Origin of the sequence: uncultured Stenotrophomonas sp. (assembly GCF_945952405.1) — a bacterium.
Classification (GTDB): domain Bacteria; phylum Pseudomonadota; class Gammaproteobacteria; order Xanthomonadales; family Xanthomonadaceae; genus Stenotrophomonas.
The window spans coordinates 98,751-113,359 of record NZ_CAMFIA010000012.1; the positions used below are offsets into that span (position 1 = coordinate 98,751).

Sequence of the window (14,609 nt, forward strand, 5' to 3'; positions counted from 1 at the left end):
GTGTCCAAAGGCATGGCCGCAGGCTGCAGCGGCTTGCGGCCAGATGGGGTCAAGCGGGCAGGGCGGTGGCGGCTTCGTCATTGGCCAGCAGGCCGTAGACGGCCGAGTCCGAAAGCTCGCCCTGGATGCGCCAGCGCTGTCGAAGCACGCCCTCGCGGTGGAAGCCGAGGCGATCGAGCACGCGCGCCGATGGCACGTTTCGCGGGTCGATCTCGGCCTCGATGCGGTGCAGGCGCAGGGTGCCGAACAGATAGGCCAGGGTCTGCTGAAGGGCTTCATGCATGTAGCCCTGGCCCTGGCGATCGGGGGCCAGCAGGTAGCCGATCTCGGCGCGTGCGGCGTCACGGTCGATCGCGAACACCACGCAGATGCCCAGCAGCGGTCCCTCCAGTGACTCGCGCACGGCCAGCTTCAGCTGGGTGCCGATGGCATGGGCGGCGAGGTCGTCGTCGATCTGTTCGCGCGCTTCGGCCGGCCGCGTCCAGGCCGGGTGGTTCCACCAGCGCATCACGTCCGGGTCGGATTGCAGGGTGAACAGCGCGGCGGCATCGTCGCGGCGGATCGGGCTCAGGACCAGCCGCGTGCTGTGCAGCGGCAGGGCAGGGAACAGCTGCGAGTGGCTGGCCAATACGATGGTCCACACGGATGAACGCGCATTATGGCGCCGCCGGGTTTGCCGATGGGGGCGTAATGCCCGGGGTGCATGAACCGGTAGTGCCGGCCGCTGGCCGGCAACCTCGATATCCAGGTGGTTCATGGGCAACCGGGTCAGAGCCCTTTCCGCCGGAAAGGGATCCGACCCCGGTCGGGGGATCAGACTTCCAGCGAAGCCAGGTCGCCCTTGGTTTCCAGCCAGCCCTTGCGGTCGGAGGCGCGCTTCTTGGCCAGCAGCATGTCCATCAGCGAGCGGGTCTGCTCGCCATCGTCCACGGTCAGCTGCACCAGGCGGCGCGTATCCGGGTGGATGGTCGACTCGCGCAGCTGCAGGGGGTTCATCTCGCCCAGGCCCTTGAAGCGGGTCACGTTGACCGCGCCCTTGAGCTTCTCGCGTTCGATCTTGTCCAGCATCGAGCGCTTTTCTTCCTCGTCCAGGGCGTAGAACACCTGCTTGCCCACGTCGATGCGGAACAGCGGCGGCATCGCCACGAACACGTGGCCGGCATCCACCAGCGCCGGGAAGTGCTTGAGGAACAGCGCGGTCAGCAGGGTGGCGATGTGCAGGCCGTCGGAGTCCGCGTCGGCCAGGATCACCACCTTGCCGTAACGCAGGCCGCTGATGTCGTCCTTGCCGGGATCGCAGCCGATCGCCACCGCCAGGTTGTGCACTTCTTCCGAGGCCAGCACGCTGTTGGACGAGACTTCCCAGGTGTTGAGGATCTTGCCGCGCAGCGGCAGGATCGCCTGGAAGTCCTTGTCGCGGGCCTGCTTGGCGCTGCCGCCTGCCGAGTCACCCTCGACCAGGAACAGCTCGGTGCGCGACAGGTCCTGGCTGATGCAGTCAGCCAGTTTGCCGGGCAGGGCCGGGCCCTGGGTGACCTTCTTGCGGACGACCAGCTTCTCGGTCTTCAGGCGCGCGCTGGCGCGCTCGATGGCGATCTGCGCGATCTTCTCGCCCAGTTCCACGTTCTGGTTCAGCAGCAGGCTGAAGGCGTCGTGGGCGGCGCCCTCGACGAAGCCGGCGGCCTGGCGCGAGGACAGGCGTTCCTTGGTCTGGCCGCTGAACTGCGGGTCGGTCATTTTCAGCGACAGCACGAACGACACGCGGTCCCAGACGTCTTCCGGGGCCAGTTTGACGCCACGCGGCAGCAGGTTGCGGAAGTCGCAGAATTCGCGCAGCGCCTCGGTCAGGCCGGTGCGCAGACCGTTGACGTGGGTGCCGTGCTGGGCGGTGGGAATCAGGTTGACGTAGCTTTCCTGGACCAGCTCGCCTTCGGGCAGCCAGGCCACGGCCCAGTCAACCACTTCGGTGTCCTTCTTCAGGTTGCCGACGAACAGGTCGGCCGGCAGCGATTCGCGCTCGCCCAGTTCCAGCTTCAGGTAGTCGCGCAGGCCGTCTTCGTAATACCAGGTGTCGACTTCGCCGGTGGCTTCATCGGTCAGCTTGACGGTCAGGCCCGGGCACAGTACGGCCTTGGCGCGCAGCAGGTGCTTCAGCGCGCGCACCGCGAACTTGGGGGTGTCGAAGTACTTCGGGTCCGGCCAGAAGCGCACGCGGGTACCGGTGTTCTTCTTGCCGACCGTACCGACCACTTCCAGCGGGGTGGCGCGGTCGCCGTTGCGGAAGGTGATGCGGTGTTCGGCACCTTCGCGCTTGATATGCACTTCCACCAGGGTCGACAGCGCGTTGACCACGCTGACGCCGACGCCATGCAGGCCGCCGGAGAAGGTGTAGTTGTTGTTGCTGAACTTGCCGCCCGCATGCAGGCGGGTAAGGATCAGCTCGACGCCCGGGATCTTCTCTTCCGGATGGATGTCCACCGGCATGCCGCGGCCGTCATCGCTGACTTCCACGCTGCCGTCCTTGAACAGGGTGATCTCGATCGAGCGGGCATGGCCAGCGAGGGCCTCGTCCACCGAGTTGTCGATCACTTCCTGCGCCAGGTGGTTCGGGCGCGCGGTGTCGGTATACATGCCGGGACGGCGCTTGACCGGGTCAAGGCCGGACAGGACTTCAATATCGGCGGCGTTATAGCGGGCGTTCATCTATCTTCTAAAGCGCGGAGCGACGCGCAAGTGTGCGGTCTGGGCGGCGAATTTGCACGCCTGCGGTTCAGCCTCGGCGCTGGGGAGGGGGTAAAATGGCAGTCGCTGGAATCTGAACGCCGGCGACCCCGGTTGGGTCGAAACGTCCAAGCCATACCGCGAGGAGGACCTCATGAAGAAGTTGCTGACCATTGCAATCCTGGCCGCTGCCGCCGTTGCAGTGCCGCTGGTGGTGGCACAGAACGCCGGCCAGCCGGCCCCGCAGCAGGGTGACCAGGCCGACAAGGCGCAGGCCGAAGCCGATGCCAAGGCCAAGCGCCGTGCCCAGGCCAATGCCGAAATGAAGGCGCAGGGCCAGCCGGCCCCGCAGCAGGAAGAAGAGGAAGAGGCGCGCAAGAAGCGCTGATCCCGCACCCGCCAAGCGCCCTTGCGACAAGGGTTGCGTACCGGAACGCCCCGCCCAGCGGGGCGTTTTTTGTTGGAACGGCCGCACGAGCCCCTTGGGTTGGCGGCCATCAATCTGTAAACTACGGCTTTCCGGGAGTAGTGCGTGTCCACCATTTGCGAATGGGCTGGCACGGCCATGCGTGGCCTCCAGCAATGCGGGTCGCAGGTGACGGTCGATTTGACCGGCACGGCCGCCCCGACCTCGCACGATGGTCCCCGTCCGGCGCTTGCCGCCGCACGGATCGGCACCTCCCTCGCTGCTCCAGCGAACCGGAAAACCCCCTCTGAGCACCATGCCCGCCCTCCGGGTGCGCGTGGTGCTGCCGTTTTCCATTTCCAGACAGGATGCTTGCAGCCATGACTCCCTTGATTTTCGTAACCGGCGGCGTGGTGTCCTCGCTCGGCAAAGGCATTGCCGCTGCGTCACTGGCCGCCATTCTCGAAGCCCGTGGCCTGAAGGTCACGATGATGAAGCTCGACCCGTACATCAACGTCGATCCGGGCACCATGAGCCCGTTCCAGCACGGTGAGGTCTACGTCACCGACGACGGCGCCGAGACCGATCTCGACCTGGGCCACTACGAGCGCTTCGTGCGCACCCGCCTGAGCCGCAAGAACTCGGTCACCACCGGCCGCATCTACGAGAACGTGATCCGCAAGGAGCGTCGCGGCGACTACCTGGGCGCGACCGTGCAGGTCATTCCGCACATCACCGACGAGATCCGCCGTTGCATCGACGAAGCCACCGAAGGCTACGACGTGGCCCTGGTCGAGATCGGCGGTACCGTCGGTGACATCGAGTCGCTGCCGTTCCTGGAAGCGATCCGCCAGGTGCGCACCGAACGTGGCCCGGAGAAGGCGCTGTTCATGCACCTGACCCTGGTGCCCTACATCGGCGCTGCAGGTGAGCTGAAGACCAAGCCGACCCAGCACTCGGTGAAGGAACTGCGTTCGATCGGCATCCAGCCGGACGTGCTGCTGTGCCGCTCCGAACAGGCGGTGCCGGATTCCGAGCGCCGCAAGATTGCCCAGTTCACCAACGTCTCCGAGCGTGCGGTGATCAGCGTGCCCGACGTGGACGTGCTGTATCGCATTCCGTCGGGCCTGCACGCGCAGGGCCTGGACGAGATCGTGGTCAACCAGCTGAAGCTGGCCGACAAGGCCGGCCCGGTCGACCTGTCGATGTGGGAAGACGCGGTCGACGCGACCCTGCACCCGCTGGACGAAGTGACGATCGCCGTGGTCGGCAAGTACGTCGACCACCAGGATGCCTACAAGTCGGTTGGCGAAGCCCTCAAGCATGGTGGCCTGCGCCAGCGCACCAAGGTCAACCTGAAGTGGCTGGAAGCCCAGGACCTGGAGGGCACCGACATGGCCGCGCTGGCCGATGTCGATGGCATCCTGGTGCCGGGCGGCTTCGGTGACCGTGGTTTCGAAGGCAAGGTGCTGACCTCGAAGTTCGCCCGCGAGCAGCGCGTGCCGTACTTCGGCATCTGCTACGGCATGCAGGCGGCGGTGGTCGATTACGCCCGCAACGTGGTCGGCCTGGAAGGTGCCAACAGCACCGAGAACGACCGCCAGTCGCCGAATCCGGTGATCGGCCTGATCACCGAGTGGCGCACCGCCAGCGGTGATGTCGAGAAGCGTGACGACAAGAGCGACCTCGGCGGCACCATGCGCCTGGGCCTGCAGGAGCAGCGCCTGAAGCCGGGTACGCTGGCGCGTGAGCTGTACGGCAAGGACGTGGTCGCCGAGCGCCACCGCCACCGCTACGAGTTCAACAACCGCTACCGCACCCAGCTGGAAGATGCGGGCCTGGTGATCGCTGGCAAGTCGATGGACGACACCCTGGTGGAAGTGGTCGAGCTGCCGCGCGACGCACACCCGTGGTTCCTGGCCTGCCAGGCACACCCGGAATTCCTCTCCACGCCGCGTGACGGCCACCCGCTGTTCATTGGTTTCATCCGTGCCGCGCGCGAGCGCAAGGCCGGCGGCAAGCTGCTGCAGGAAGCCCGCGCCTGACTTGTGATGGGGGCCGCCGGCCCCCATCTTGCACGCTTCAACCCCCAGCGCGCCGGCCCGGCCGGTGCCGCGGACAACAAGGAAACGCCATGAAACTGTGTGGATTCGAGGTCGGGCTGGACCAGCCCCTGTTCCTGATCGCCGGCCCCTGCGTGATCGAGTCGATGCAGCTGCAGCTCGATACCGCCGGCAAGCTGAAGGAAGTCACCGACAAGCTCGGCGTCAACTTCATCTTCAAGTCCAGCTTCGACAAGGCCAACCGCACTTCGGGTACCGCCTTCCGCGGCCCGGGCATGGAAGAGGGCCTGAAGGTCCTGGCCGAGGTCAAGAAGCAGATCGGCGTGCCGGTGCTGACCGACGTCCATGAATACACCCCGATGGATGAAGTGGCTTCGGTGGTGGACGTGCTGCAGACTCCGGCGTTCCTGGTCCGCCAGACCGACTTCATCCGCAAGGTGTGCTCGGCCGGCAAGCCGGTCAACATCAAGAAGGGCCAGTTCCTGGCACCGTGGGACATGAAGCCGGTGGTGGAGAAGGCCAAGGCCACCGGCAACGAGCAGATCATGGTCTGCGAGCGCGGCGCCAGCTTCGGCTACAACAATCTGGTCAGCGACATGCGTTCGCTGGCGGTGATGCGCGACACCGGTTGCCCGGTGGTGTTCGATGCCACCCACTCGGTGCAGCTGCCGGGCGGGCAGGGCACCAGTTCGGGTGGCCAGCGTGAGCACGTGCCGGTGCTGGCGCGTGCCGCGGTGGCGGTGGGCATCTCCGGCCTGTTCGCCGAGACCCATCCGGATCCGTCCAAGGCGCTGTCCGATGGCCCCAATGCGTGGCCGCTGGACCAGATGGAAGCGCTGCTCGAGACCCTGATGGAACTTGATGCGGTGACCAAGAAGCACGGCTTCTCGCGCTTCGCGTGAGTCGTGACCCGTGGCTGGCGCTGGAAGCCCAGCGTCGCCGCCGGCGCTGGAGGCAGTGGCCCTGGGGCCTGATCGCCCTGGGCCTGGCGCTGTTGTGCACGCTGGGCATGTTCGGCCTGGTGCTGATCGGCGCCGCCTCGGTGCGGCCTCCGGGTGATGGCAGCAGTGCCCACAACCTGAAGGCGTACTTCATTGCGCTGCTGGTCGCGGAACTGCTGGGCAGCCTGGGCTGCGTGGCGGCGGCGGTCCTCGGCTGGCGCCTGAACCGCGGCAAGCTCACGGCAGCGCTGGCGATCATCCTGCTGTCGCTGTGGCTCGGCGCCCTGTTCTACGGGCTGCTTTGATGAATGCGGCGAACTCCGCGCGGGGGTGGCCCTGGGGCCTGATTGCCCTGGGGCTGTCCGTGCTTGCCTGGGCCGCGTTGGTGATGGGGGTGTTGGCCTTCGCCGCCAGCTTCGCGCCGCCGGGCGACGGCAATCATGGCGTGCAGGCCATGCAGTACTGGGTCCTGGCCGCGCTGCTCACGCTGGGCCTGTCGTTCATCGGCAGCCTGGTGGCGATGGTGATGGCCTGGCGCCGCGGGCGCGGAGCGCTCTGTGCCGGGATTGCCGGTGTGTTGCTGACACTGCTGGCATCGCTGGTACTGCTGGTGATCGGGGCCAACTGGGGCTGATGCCGTCCGGGCCATTTGGCAAGTGACGGGCAGCCGGGGATAATCACGCGGCATTCGTTTTGTCGCCCCCTCTCCATACAGGTAACCGGCCCGACCATGAGTACGATCCGCAGCATCCACGCCCGTGAAATCCTCGACAGCCGTGGCAATCCCACGCTGGAAGCCGAAGTCACCCTGGAGGACGGTTCGTTCGGTCGTGCCGCGGTTCCCTCCGGCGCATCGACCGGCACCAAGGAAGCGGTCGAGCTGCGTGACGGCGACAAGACCCGTTACCTGGGCAAGGGCGTGCGCAAGGCCGTCGACAACGTCAACACCGCCATCGCCAATGCCCTGAAGGGCTTCGAGGCGAGCGACCAGGCCGGCCTCGACCGTCGCCTGATCGACCTGGATGGCACCGAGAACAAGGGCCGCCTGGGCGCCAACGCGCTGCTCGGTGTTTCGATGGCTGCCGCACATGCCGCCGCCGCCTCGAACAAGCAGGCGCTGTGGCAGTACCTGGCCACCCGTACCGGCGTGACCCCGTCGCTGCCGGTGCCGATGATGAACATCATCAACGGCGGTGCGCACGCCGACAACAATGTCGATTTCCAGGAGTTCATGGTGCTGCCGGTCGGCTTCACCTCGTTCTCCGAAGCGCTGCGCGCCGGTACCGAAATCTTCCACTCGCTGAAGTCGGTGCTGAAGGGCCACGGCCTGAGCACGGCGGTCGGCGACGAAGGCGGCTTCGCACCGGACTTCCGCAGCAACGTCGAAGCGCTCGACACCATCCTGGAAGCGATCGGCAAGGCCGGTTACACCGCTGGTGAAGACGTGCTGCTGGGCCTGGACGTGGCCTCCAGCGAATTCTTCGAGAACGGCAAGTACAACCTGGTGGGCGAAAACAAGCGCCTGACCTCCGAGCAGTTCGTCGACTTCCTTGCCGACTGGGCCGCGCAGTACCCGATCATCACCATCGAAGACGGCCTGGCCGAGAACGACTGGGCCGGCTGGAAGCTGCTGACCGACCGCATCGGCAAGAAGGTGCAGCTGGTCGGCGACGACCTGTTTGTCACCAACCCGAAGATCTTCCAGGAAGGCATCGATTCGGGCACCGCCAACGCGATCCTGATCAAGGTCAACCAGATCGGCACCCTGAGCGAGACCCTGGAAGCCATTGCGATGGCCGACCGTGCCGGCTATGCCGCCGTGGTCTCGCACCGCTCGGGCGAAACCGAAGACACCACCATCGCCGACATCTCCGTGGCCACCACCGCCACCCAGATCAAGACCGGCTCGCTGTGCCGCAGCGATCGCGTGGCCAAGTACAACCAGCTGCTGCGCATCGAGGAAGCTCTCGGCGCCGGCGCGCGTTACGCCGGTCGTGACGCGTTCGTTTCGCTGAAGCGCTGAGCTGATGCGCGACTGGCGCTGGATGCTGCTGGTGCTGGCCCTGCTGCTGGGCTGGCTGCAGTACCGCTTCTGGTTCGGTCCGGGCAATTCGGGTGAAGTGATGATGCTCGAAGCGCAGGTGACCAACCAGGAGCGGGACAATGAGGGCCTGCAGCAGCGCAACGACGCGCTGGCTGCTGAAGTGAAGGACCTCAAGGAAGGCCAGTCCGCCATCGAAGAACGCGCGCGCAGCGAGCTGGGCATGATCAAGCCGGGCGAAAAGTTCTATCGCGTGGTCGAGGATGCGCCGGTTGCCCCGGCGCAGGCTGCGGCCGGGGCCAGTGCCCAGGCCGGCGAACACCCGGCGGACGTGCCATGAGCGCCGCGATCTGGGTGGTGGTTCCCGCCGCCGGCCGTGGCGCCCGCTTTGGTGCACCGCTGCCCAAGCAGTACCTGCAGGCGGGCGGGCAGATCCTGCTTGCCCACACCCTGGACGCGCTGCTGGCGCACCCGGCTGTGGCCGGGGCGATGGTGGTGATCGGCCAGGATGACGCCGACTGGCCGGGCTGGGGTGAGTGGGCCGGCAAGCCGGTGCTGACCTGCATCGGCGGCGCCACCCGTGCCGCCTCGGTGCTGGCCGGATTGCAGGCGTTGCCGGACACGGTACGCGCCGATGAATTCGTGCTGGTCCATGATGCCGCGCGGCCCAACCTGTCGCTGGCCGATCTCGGTCGCCTGCTGGAAGTCGGCCGTGCCGATCCGGTCGGGGCGATCCTGGCCGCGCCGGTGCGCGATACGCTCAAGCGTGCGGGCGACGATGGCGGCATCGATGGCACCGAGCCACGCGAGCGCCTGTGGCGCGCACTGACGCCGCAGCTGTTCCGCCGCCACCAGCTCAGCCGCGCGCTGTCCGAGGCGGCGGCCGCCGGTGTTGAAGTCACCGACGAAGCCATGGCCATGGAGCGCCAGGGCCAGCGCCCGCTGCTGGTGGAAGGCAGCGAGGACAACTTCAAGGTCACCACCCCGGCCGATCTCGACCGGTTCGAATTCGTACTTTCCCGCCGCGCCGGCTGACTGCCCGCGCGGCCCTGCTGCAAGGGTTGCATCCATGAGCACCGCTCCGTTCCCGCCCGTCCGCATCGGCCAGGGCTACGACGTCCATGCCTTCGGTGAAGGCGACCACATCATGCTGGGCGGAGTGAACGTGGCGCACAGCTGCGGCGTGCTCGCGCACAGCGACGGCGATGTGATCCTGCATGCCTTGTGTGATGCCATGCTCGGCGCGCTGGCGTTGGGTGACATCGGCCAGCACTTCCCGCCCAGCGACGATCGCTGGAAGGGCGCCGACAGCAGCGAATTCGTGCGCCACTGTGACAGCCTGCTGCGCGAGCGCGGCTGGCGCGTCGGCAACACCGACATCACCGTGATCTGCGAGCGGCCGAAGGTCGGCCCGCATGCGCTGGCCATGCGTGAGCGCATCGGCTCCCTGCTGCAGCTGCCGCTGGATGCGGTCAGCGTCAAGGCCACGACCTCCGAAAAGCTGGGGTTCACCGGTCGGGGCGAAGGCATCGCCGCGCAGGCCGTCGTACTGCTGGTGGCGGCATGATCCCGGTACCGCTGGCGTTCGGTGCGCCGCTGCTGACCGCGCGCATCCGCACGACGCCGGAAGATTTCCAGGTCGACGAACTGCCGGCCTTCGAGGCCACGGGCGAAGGCGAGCATCTGCTGCTGCACATCCGCAAGCGCGGCGCCAATACCGTGCACGTGGCCAAGCTGCTGGCGCAGTGGGCCGGCCTGCCGGAAATGGCGGTGAGCTACGCCGGTATGAAGGATCGCCACGCGGTCACCACCCAGCGCTTCAGCGTGCACCTGCCCAAGCGCGTGGCGCCGGACCTGGCGGCGCTGGCCAGTGACGAGATCGAAGTGCTCGAGGCCACCTGGCACAACCGCAAGCTGCAGCGCGGTGCGCTGGCCGGCAACCGGTTCCGGCTGGTGCTGCGTGAGGTGCGCGGGGATGCCGCGGCGATCAGCGAACGGCTGCAGCAGATGGGTGCGCGCGGCCTGCCGAACTGGTTCGGTGAGCAGCGCTTCGGGCGTGACGGTGGCAATGTTCCGGCCGCGCTGGCGATGTTCGGTGGCCGTCGCATGCGCAAGGACCAGCGCTCGCTGCTGCTGTCGGCGGCGCGTTCGGCGCTGTTCAATCGCGTGCTGGCCGCACGCGTGGAGCAGGGCAGCTGGGACCAGCCGCTGGACGGTGAAGTGTGGATGCTCGATGGCAGCCGCAGCGTGTTCGGCCCCGAACCGTATACCGATGTGCTGGCCGAGCGCCTGGCGCGTTTCGACATCCATCCGAGCGCGCCACTGTGGGGCGAAGGCGAGCTGCGCAGTGCCGACGCCGCGCGCGCGCTGGAGCTGGCGGTACTGCAGGACGAGGAATCAATGGCGCTGCGTGCCGGCCTGGAAGACGCGCGGCTGAAGCAGGAACGCCGCGCGCTGCGCCTGCGCCCGGCGCTGCTGCAGCACCAGTGGCTGGCCGATGACGTGCTGGAGCTGTCGTTCGCACTGCCGCCGGGTTGCTACGCCACCGCCGTGCTGCACGAGCTCGGCCCCGTCGAAGACGCCTCGCAGGCCTGACAGAAAAAAGGGGACGGAGGGGATTAAGTCGTTTGTGGCACAAACGACTTAATCCCCTCCGTCCCCTTTTTTTCAGCGGTGTGCCAGCAGTACGAGTACGGCGCCGGTGCCGCCTTGTCCGGGCGGTGCCGAGTGGAAGGCCAGCACGTCGTTGCGCAGCCGCAGCAGGCGGTCGACCAGGTTCTTCAGTACCGGCGCGCCGCCATCGGACTGCAGGCCCTTGCCGTGGATGATGCGCACGCAGCCATACTCGTGTGCATGCGCTTCCAGCATGAACTGGCGCAGCAGCGCTTCGGCCTGCGCGGCGGTCGCGCCATGCAGGTCCAGTTCGTCCTGTACCGAGTACTGCCCGCGCTTCAGCCGCTGGAACAGGCGTGGCGGCAGATTCTCGCGGCGGTAGCTGGCCACGTCGCCGGCCTCCAGCGGCGCACTGTCGCGCAGCAGCCGGGCGAACTCGCCGGCCGCTTCGGCCTCGTCACGTTCGGCCATGCGCGCGCGCGGCTTCGGCCGCGGGGCGGCCGGGGCCGGCTCGGCATCCTTGCGCAACGGCGTCACTTCGCCGATGGCTGCACGGAACAAGGCCGCCGGATCTTCGTCTTCAGGGTGTGGCATGCGCACAGGGTAAACCGCCGGCGCAGGTCTGCCTATGACGGTTCGATGTCGGCCGTGACCGCCGACAGGGTAGGACCGGCGGCTCGCATGCGGCACAATAGACGATGCCCTTGCAGGGTCGACGGCTTCCGCAGGGGAGTACGACGGTCCCGCCCACACTGCACGGTGACGGAATCGAATTCTTGGAAAATCAAGCGGTTAAATCGAAGATGCGAATCCTGGTCAGTAACGACGATGGCGTCGACGCCGCCGGTATCCGGATGCTTGCCTCGGTGCTGCGCGAGGCCGGCCACGAAGTGACCGTGGTCGCACCCGACCGCGACCGCTCCGGTGCCAGCAACTCGCTGACCCTGGACCTGCCCATCCGCCTCAAGCGCATCGACCATTACACCGTGTCGGTGGCCGGTACGCCGACCGACTGCGTGCATCTGGCGCTGACCGGCCTGTTGGAATTCGAGCCCGACATTGTCGTGTCCGGCATCAACAACGCCGCCAATCTTGGCGATGACGTGATCTATTCCGGCACCGTTTCGGCGGCGATGGAAGGTCGCTTCCTGGGGCTGCCGGCGGTGGCGGTCTCGCTGGTCAGCCGCAACCACGATCCCCGCCATTTCGAGACCGCCGCGCGCGCCGCGGTGGAGATCGTCGCCCGGCTCAAGGCCGACCCGCTGCCGGCGGACACCATCCTCAACGTCAACGTACCGGACCTGGCGTGGAGTGAGGTCAAGGGGTTCGAAGTGACCCGGCTCGGCAACCGTCATCGCGCCGAAGGGTGCATCGCGCAGAAGGATCCGCGCGGCAACGAGGTGTACTGGATCGGTCCCGCCGGTCGTGAGCAGGACTCCGGCCCCGGCACCGATTTCCATGCGGTGCGCACCGGCCATATCTCGATCACCCCGATCCAGGTCGACCTGACCCGCTACCAGGCGCTGGAGAAGGTGGCCAGCTGGGTTGGCGGCCTCAGCGCCGCGCTGGACCAGCCGGCATGAGTCCACGCCTGCGCCTGCAGCCGGAAGCCGTGGGTATCGGCATGACCTCGCAGCGCGTGCGCGACCGCCTGGTCGATCGGCTGCGCGAAGCAGGGATCGTCGACGAGCCCACCTTGAACGCGATCCGCGTGGTGCCGCGCCATCTGTTCATCGACGAGGCGCTGGCCTCGCGGGCCTACGAAGACACCGCCCTGCCGATCGGGCACGGCCAGACCATCTCGCAGCCGTGGGTGGTTGCGCGGATGACCGAGGCGGTGCTGCAGGTTGCGCCGAAGCGGGTGCTGGAAGTGGGTACCGGTTCCGGCTACCAGGCCGCCATCCTCGGTGCGCTGGGCCTGGAGGTCTACACCGTGGAACGCATCGGCGACCTGCTGCGGCAGGCACGCAAGCGCTTTCGCGCGCTGGGCATGAACATCCGCACCAAACATGACGATGGCCGGGTCGGCTGGGCCGAGCATGGCCCGTTCGATGCCATCGTGGTCACTGCGGCCGCGCCGGCGCTGGTCGACGCCCTGGTCGAACAGCTGGCCGAAGGCGGCCGCCTGGTGGCGCCGGTCGGTGGGCCCGGGGCGCAGTCGCTGGTCCAGCTGGACCGCGGGGCCGACGGCAGCATTGAACAACGCGTGCTGGCACCGGTCACGTTCGTGCCGTTGCTGTCTGGCATGCTCGACTAATCCACGGAGCAGGGTTGCATGAAGATTTTCGGGCCGCTGTACGAGCGGGCGATGAAGTGGGCGGCACACGAGCGTGCGCCGACCTACCTGACGGTGCTGAGCTTCTTCGAAGCGATCATCTTCCCGGTGATGCCGGAGGTGATGCTGGCGCCGATGTGCGTGGCCCAGCCCAAGCGCGGCTGGTGGTTCGCCACCCTCAGCCTGGCTGGCTCGATGGTCGGCGCGCTGATCGGCTACGCGCTGGGCCATTACGCCTTCGAAGCGATCAAGCCGCTGTTCGAGGTGATGGGCATGCTGCCGGCGATCGAGCAGGGCATCACCACGGTGCAGGCAAAGATGGCCGAGTCGCCGTGGGCGGTGTTTACCTTCCTGGTGCTGGGCGGCTTCATGCCGATCCCGATGAAGGTCTTCACGTGGGCATCGGGTATCGTCGGCGTACCGATGCCGCAGTACCTGCTGAGCATGCTGATCGGTCGTGGCAAGCGCGTGTTCGTGCTGGCCGCGGTCATCCGGATCGGTGGTGCACGTGCCGAAGCGGCGCTGCGCCGCTGGATTGAACCGCTGGGCTGGATCGCCACCGCGCTGGTGGTGGTGCTGATCGCCTGGCTTGTATGGAGGTCGAAGTTCGCATGAGTCCTGATCGTCTGAGCAAGGGAGTGCGCATCGGCGCGCTGGCGTTGCTGGTTTCCACCCTGGCCGCCTGCGGCACCGCCACCGTGGTCCGCCCTGGCGGCGGCAGCGCCGGTGGTGGCGTGACCACCCCGAAGACCTCGGTGCCCAAGCCGGGGCAGACCGTGGTCGTGCGCAAGGGCGACACCATCTATGCGCTGGCCCGCATCCACGACATCACCCCGGCCGACCTGATTGCCTGGAACAATCTGGACAATCCCTCGACCATCCATCCCGGCCAGGTGATCCGCCTGTACCCGCAGGGGGCTGGCGGTGGCCGTGCGCCGACCACGGTGGTGACGCCGCCGCGTTCCGGTGGCAGCACTGGCGGCAGCGCCACGCCGACCCCGGCGCCGGTCGGTCCGGTGAAGAGCAACATCGCCTGGCGCTGGCCCGCCGATGGCGCGATCGTCGGTCGCTATGTGGCTGGCGATGCGACCAAGCAGGGCGTGGACATCGCCGGCACCAGCGGCCAGGCGGTCAAGGCCACAGCCAATGGCGTGGTGGTGTACTCCGGCGCCGGCCTGGTCGGCTACGGCGAGCTGATCATCATCAAGCACAGTGACCAGTGGCTGTCGGCCTATGGCCACAACCGCAAGCGCCTGGTGAACGAAGGGCAGAGCGTGAAGGCCGGTGAGCAGATCGCCGAGATGGGCCGCACCGGTGCGAACCGCGACATGGTCCACTTCGAGATCCGCTACAACGGCAAGCCGGTCGACCCGCAGCAGTACCTGCCGGCGCGTTGATCGCCGATTCGCCCTCTGGGCGGATCCCCGGCCCGGCGCAGCGCGCCGGGCGTTCGCCGGCGGCGCGGCCCATGGGCCGCAAGCGCCGTCGGCTCACCCGCTACAACGGCAAGCCGGTCGACCCGCAGCAGTACCTGCCGGCGCGTTGATCG

Annotated in this window: 17 protein-coding genes; 14 read left to right on the forward strand and 3 right to left on the reverse strand. The window is 67.4% G+C overall.

Annotated features, from left to right (window positions below; all coding sequences use genetic code 11):
* Positions 1-49: 49 nt before the first annotated feature.
* Positions 50-628 (reverse strand): GNAT family protein, encoded by a 579-nt coding sequence (locus tag Q0P60_RS13780; RefSeq protein WP_294994412.1) that lies wholly within the window; start codon positions 626-628, stop codon positions 50-52.
* A 185-nt stretch (positions 629-813) separates the two neighbouring features.
* On the reverse strand, positions 814-2,703 hold the full coding sequence (gene parE, locus Q0P60_RS13785; RefSeq protein ID WP_294994360.1) for a DNA topoisomerase IV subunit B: 1,890 nt from the start codon (positions 2,701-2,703) through the stop codon (positions 814-816).
* 172 nt (positions 2,704-2,875) lie between these two features.
* On the opposite strand from parE, the gene Q0P60_RS13790 reads away from it, so the two are divergent.
* From Q0P60_RS13790 to truD, 10 genes are all read left to right on the forward strand, one after another.
* Positions 2,876-3,109: a hypothetical protein gene (locus Q0P60_RS13790; RefSeq protein WP_005416022.1), complete on the forward strand. Its 234-nt coding sequence runs from the start codon at positions 2,876-2,878 to the stop codon at positions 3,107-3,109.
* Between the two features lie 398 nt (positions 3,110-3,507).
* Complete coding sequence (locus Q0P60_RS13795; RefSeq protein WP_294994365.1) at positions 3,508-5,172, forward strand: CTP synthase; 1,665 nt, start codon at positions 3,508-3,510, stop codon at positions 5,170-5,172.
* Between the two features lie 89 nt (positions 5,173-5,261).
* Positions 5,262-6,092 (forward strand): 3-deoxy-8-phosphooctulonate synthase, encoded by an 831-nt coding sequence (kdsA, locus tag Q0P60_RS13800; RefSeq protein WP_014036736.1) that lies wholly within the window; start codon positions 5,262-5,264, stop codon positions 6,090-6,092.
* Complete coding sequence (locus tag Q0P60_RS13805) at positions 6,089-6,436, forward strand: hypothetical protein (RefSeq protein WP_294994369.1); 348 nt, start codon at positions 6,089-6,091, stop codon at positions 6,434-6,436. Before kdsA ends, Q0P60_RS13805 begins: the two co-directional genes overlap by 4 nt.
* Entirely contained in the window at positions 6,436-6,765 is a 330-nt protein-coding gene (locus Q0P60_RS13810; protein WP_294994372.1) for a hypothetical protein, read from the forward strand. The genes Q0P60_RS13805 and Q0P60_RS13810 overlap by 1 nt, the downstream gene beginning before the upstream one ends.
* Positions 6,766-6,861: 96 nt before the next feature.
* The gene (eno, locus tag Q0P60_RS13815; RefSeq protein WP_294994375.1) at positions 6,862-8,154 is read left to right on the forward strand and encodes a phosphopyruvate hydratase; all 1,293 of its coding nucleotides are present in this window, start codon (positions 6,862-6,864) and stop codon (positions 8,152-8,154) included.
* A gap of 4 nt (positions 8,155-8,158) precedes the next feature.
* Positions 8,159-8,512, forward strand: coding sequence for a cell division protein FtsB (ftsB, locus tag Q0P60_RS13820; protein ID WP_294994378.1), 354 nt, complete (start codon positions 8,159-8,161; stop codon positions 8,510-8,512).
* Positions 8,509-9,207, forward strand: coding sequence for a 2-C-methyl-D-erythritol 4-phosphate cytidylyltransferase (gene ispD / locus Q0P60_RS13825; protein ID WP_294994381.1), 699 nt, complete (start codon positions 8,509-8,511; stop codon positions 9,205-9,207). Before ftsB ends, ispD begins: the two co-directional genes overlap by 4 nt.
* A gap of 34 nt (positions 9,208-9,241) precedes the next feature.
* Positions 9,242-9,739, forward strand: coding sequence for a 2-C-methyl-D-erythritol 2,4-cyclodiphosphate synthase (ispF, locus tag Q0P60_RS13830; protein ID WP_294994384.1), 498 nt, complete (start codon positions 9,242-9,244; stop codon positions 9,737-9,739).
* A complete protein-coding gene (gene truD, locus Q0P60_RS13835) occupies positions 9,736-10,767 on the forward strand; it encodes a tRNA pseudouridine(13) synthase TruD (RefSeq protein ID WP_294994389.1) in 1,032 nt (343 codons plus the stop codon). Before ispF ends, truD begins: the two co-directional genes overlap by 4 nt.
* Before the next feature lie 72 nt (positions 10,768-10,839).
* Here truD and Q0P60_RS13840 read toward each other — a convergent pair whose 3' ends face one another.
* Positions 10,840-11,379 (reverse strand): Smr/MutS family protein, encoded by a 540-nt coding sequence (locus Q0P60_RS13840; protein ID WP_294994392.1) that lies wholly within the window; start codon positions 11,377-11,379, stop codon positions 10,840-10,842.
* A 209-nt stretch (positions 11,380-11,588) separates the two neighbouring features.
* Between Q0P60_RS13840 and surE the strand changes: the two genes are divergently transcribed.
* Genes surE through Q0P60_RS13860 form a run of 4 tightly spaced genes read left to right on the forward strand, consistent with a single transcriptional unit; the run spans position 11,589 to position 14,457 of the window.
* Positions 11,589-12,368, forward strand: a complete 780-nt coding sequence (gene surE, locus Q0P60_RS13845; protein WP_294994394.1) for a 5'/3'-nucleotidase SurE — start codon at positions 11,589-11,591, stop codon at positions 12,366-12,368.
* A complete protein-coding gene (locus Q0P60_RS13850; RefSeq protein WP_294994397.1) occupies positions 12,365-13,042 on the forward strand; it encodes a protein-L-isoaspartate(D-aspartate) O-methyltransferase in 678 nt (225 codons plus the stop codon). The genes surE and Q0P60_RS13850 overlap by 4 nt, the downstream gene beginning before the upstream one ends.
* Before the next feature lie 18 nt (positions 13,043-13,060).
* A complete protein-coding gene (locus Q0P60_RS13855) occupies positions 13,061-13,675 on the forward strand; it encodes a YqaA family protein (protein WP_294994400.1) in 615 nt (204 codons plus the stop codon).
* Positions 13,672-14,457: a peptidoglycan DD-metalloendopeptidase family protein gene (locus tag Q0P60_RS13860; RefSeq protein WP_294994403.1), complete on the forward strand. Its 786-nt coding sequence runs from the start codon at positions 13,672-13,674 to the stop codon at positions 14,455-14,457. The genes Q0P60_RS13855 and Q0P60_RS13860 overlap by 4 nt, the downstream gene beginning before the upstream one ends.
* The last annotated feature ends 152 nt before the right edge of the window (positions 14,458-14,609 follow it).

Coding starts and splice junctions, on each gene's coding strand:
- Q0P60_RS13860 (WP_294994403.1), top strand. CDS start 13,672: ATGAGTCCTGATCGTCTGAGCAAGGGAGTGCGCATCGGCGCGCTGGCG.
- Q0P60_RS13810 (WP_294994372.1), top strand. CDS start 6,436: ATGAATGCGGCGAACTCCGCGCGGGGGTGGCCCTGGGGCCTGATTGCC.
- Q0P60_RS13850 (WP_294994397.1), top strand. CDS start 12,365: ATGAGTCCACGCCTGCGCCTGCAGCCGGAAGCCGTGGGTATCGGCATG.
- truD (WP_294994389.1), top strand. CDS start 9,736: ATGATCCCGGTACCGCTGGCGTTCGGTGCGCCGCTGCTGACCGCGCGC.
- ispF (WP_294994384.1), top strand. CDS start 9,242: ATGAGCACCGCTCCGTTCCCGCCCGTCCGCATCGGCCAGGGCTACGAC.
- Q0P60_RS13855 (WP_294994400.1), top strand. CDS start 13,061: ATGAAGATTTTCGGGCCGCTGTACGAGCGGGCGATGAAGTGGGCGGCA.
- surE (WP_294994394.1), top strand. CDS start 11,589: ATGCGAATCCTGGTCAGTAACGACGATGGCGTCGACGCCGCCGGTATC.
- Q0P60_RS13790 (WP_005416022.1), top strand. CDS start 2,876: ATGAAGAAGTTGCTGACCATTGCAATCCTGGCCGCTGCCGCCGTTGCA.
- Q0P60_RS13840 (WP_294994392.1), bottom strand. CDS start 11,379: ATGCCACACCCTGAAGACGAAGATCCGGCGGCCTTGTTCCGTGCAGCC.
- eno (WP_294994375.1), top strand. CDS start 6,862: ATGAGTACGATCCGCAGCATCCACGCCCGTGAAATCCTCGACAGCCGT.
- kdsA (WP_014036736.1), top strand. CDS start 5,262: ATGAAACTGTGTGGATTCGAGGTCGGGCTGGACCAGCCCCTGTTCCTG.
- ftsB (WP_294994378.1), top strand. CDS start 8,159: ATGCGCGACTGGCGCTGGATGCTGCTGGTGCTGGCCCTGCTGCTGGGC.
- parE (WP_294994360.1), bottom strand. CDS start 2,703: ATGAACGCCCGCTATAACGCCGCCGATATTGAAGTCCTGTCCGGCCTT.
- ispD (WP_294994381.1), top strand. CDS start 8,509: ATGAGCGCCGCGATCTGGGTGGTGGTTCCCGCCGCCGGCCGTGGCGCC.
- Q0P60_RS13795 (WP_294994365.1), top strand. CDS start 3,508: ATGACTCCCTTGATTTTCGTAACCGGCGGCGTGGTGTCCTCGCTCGGC.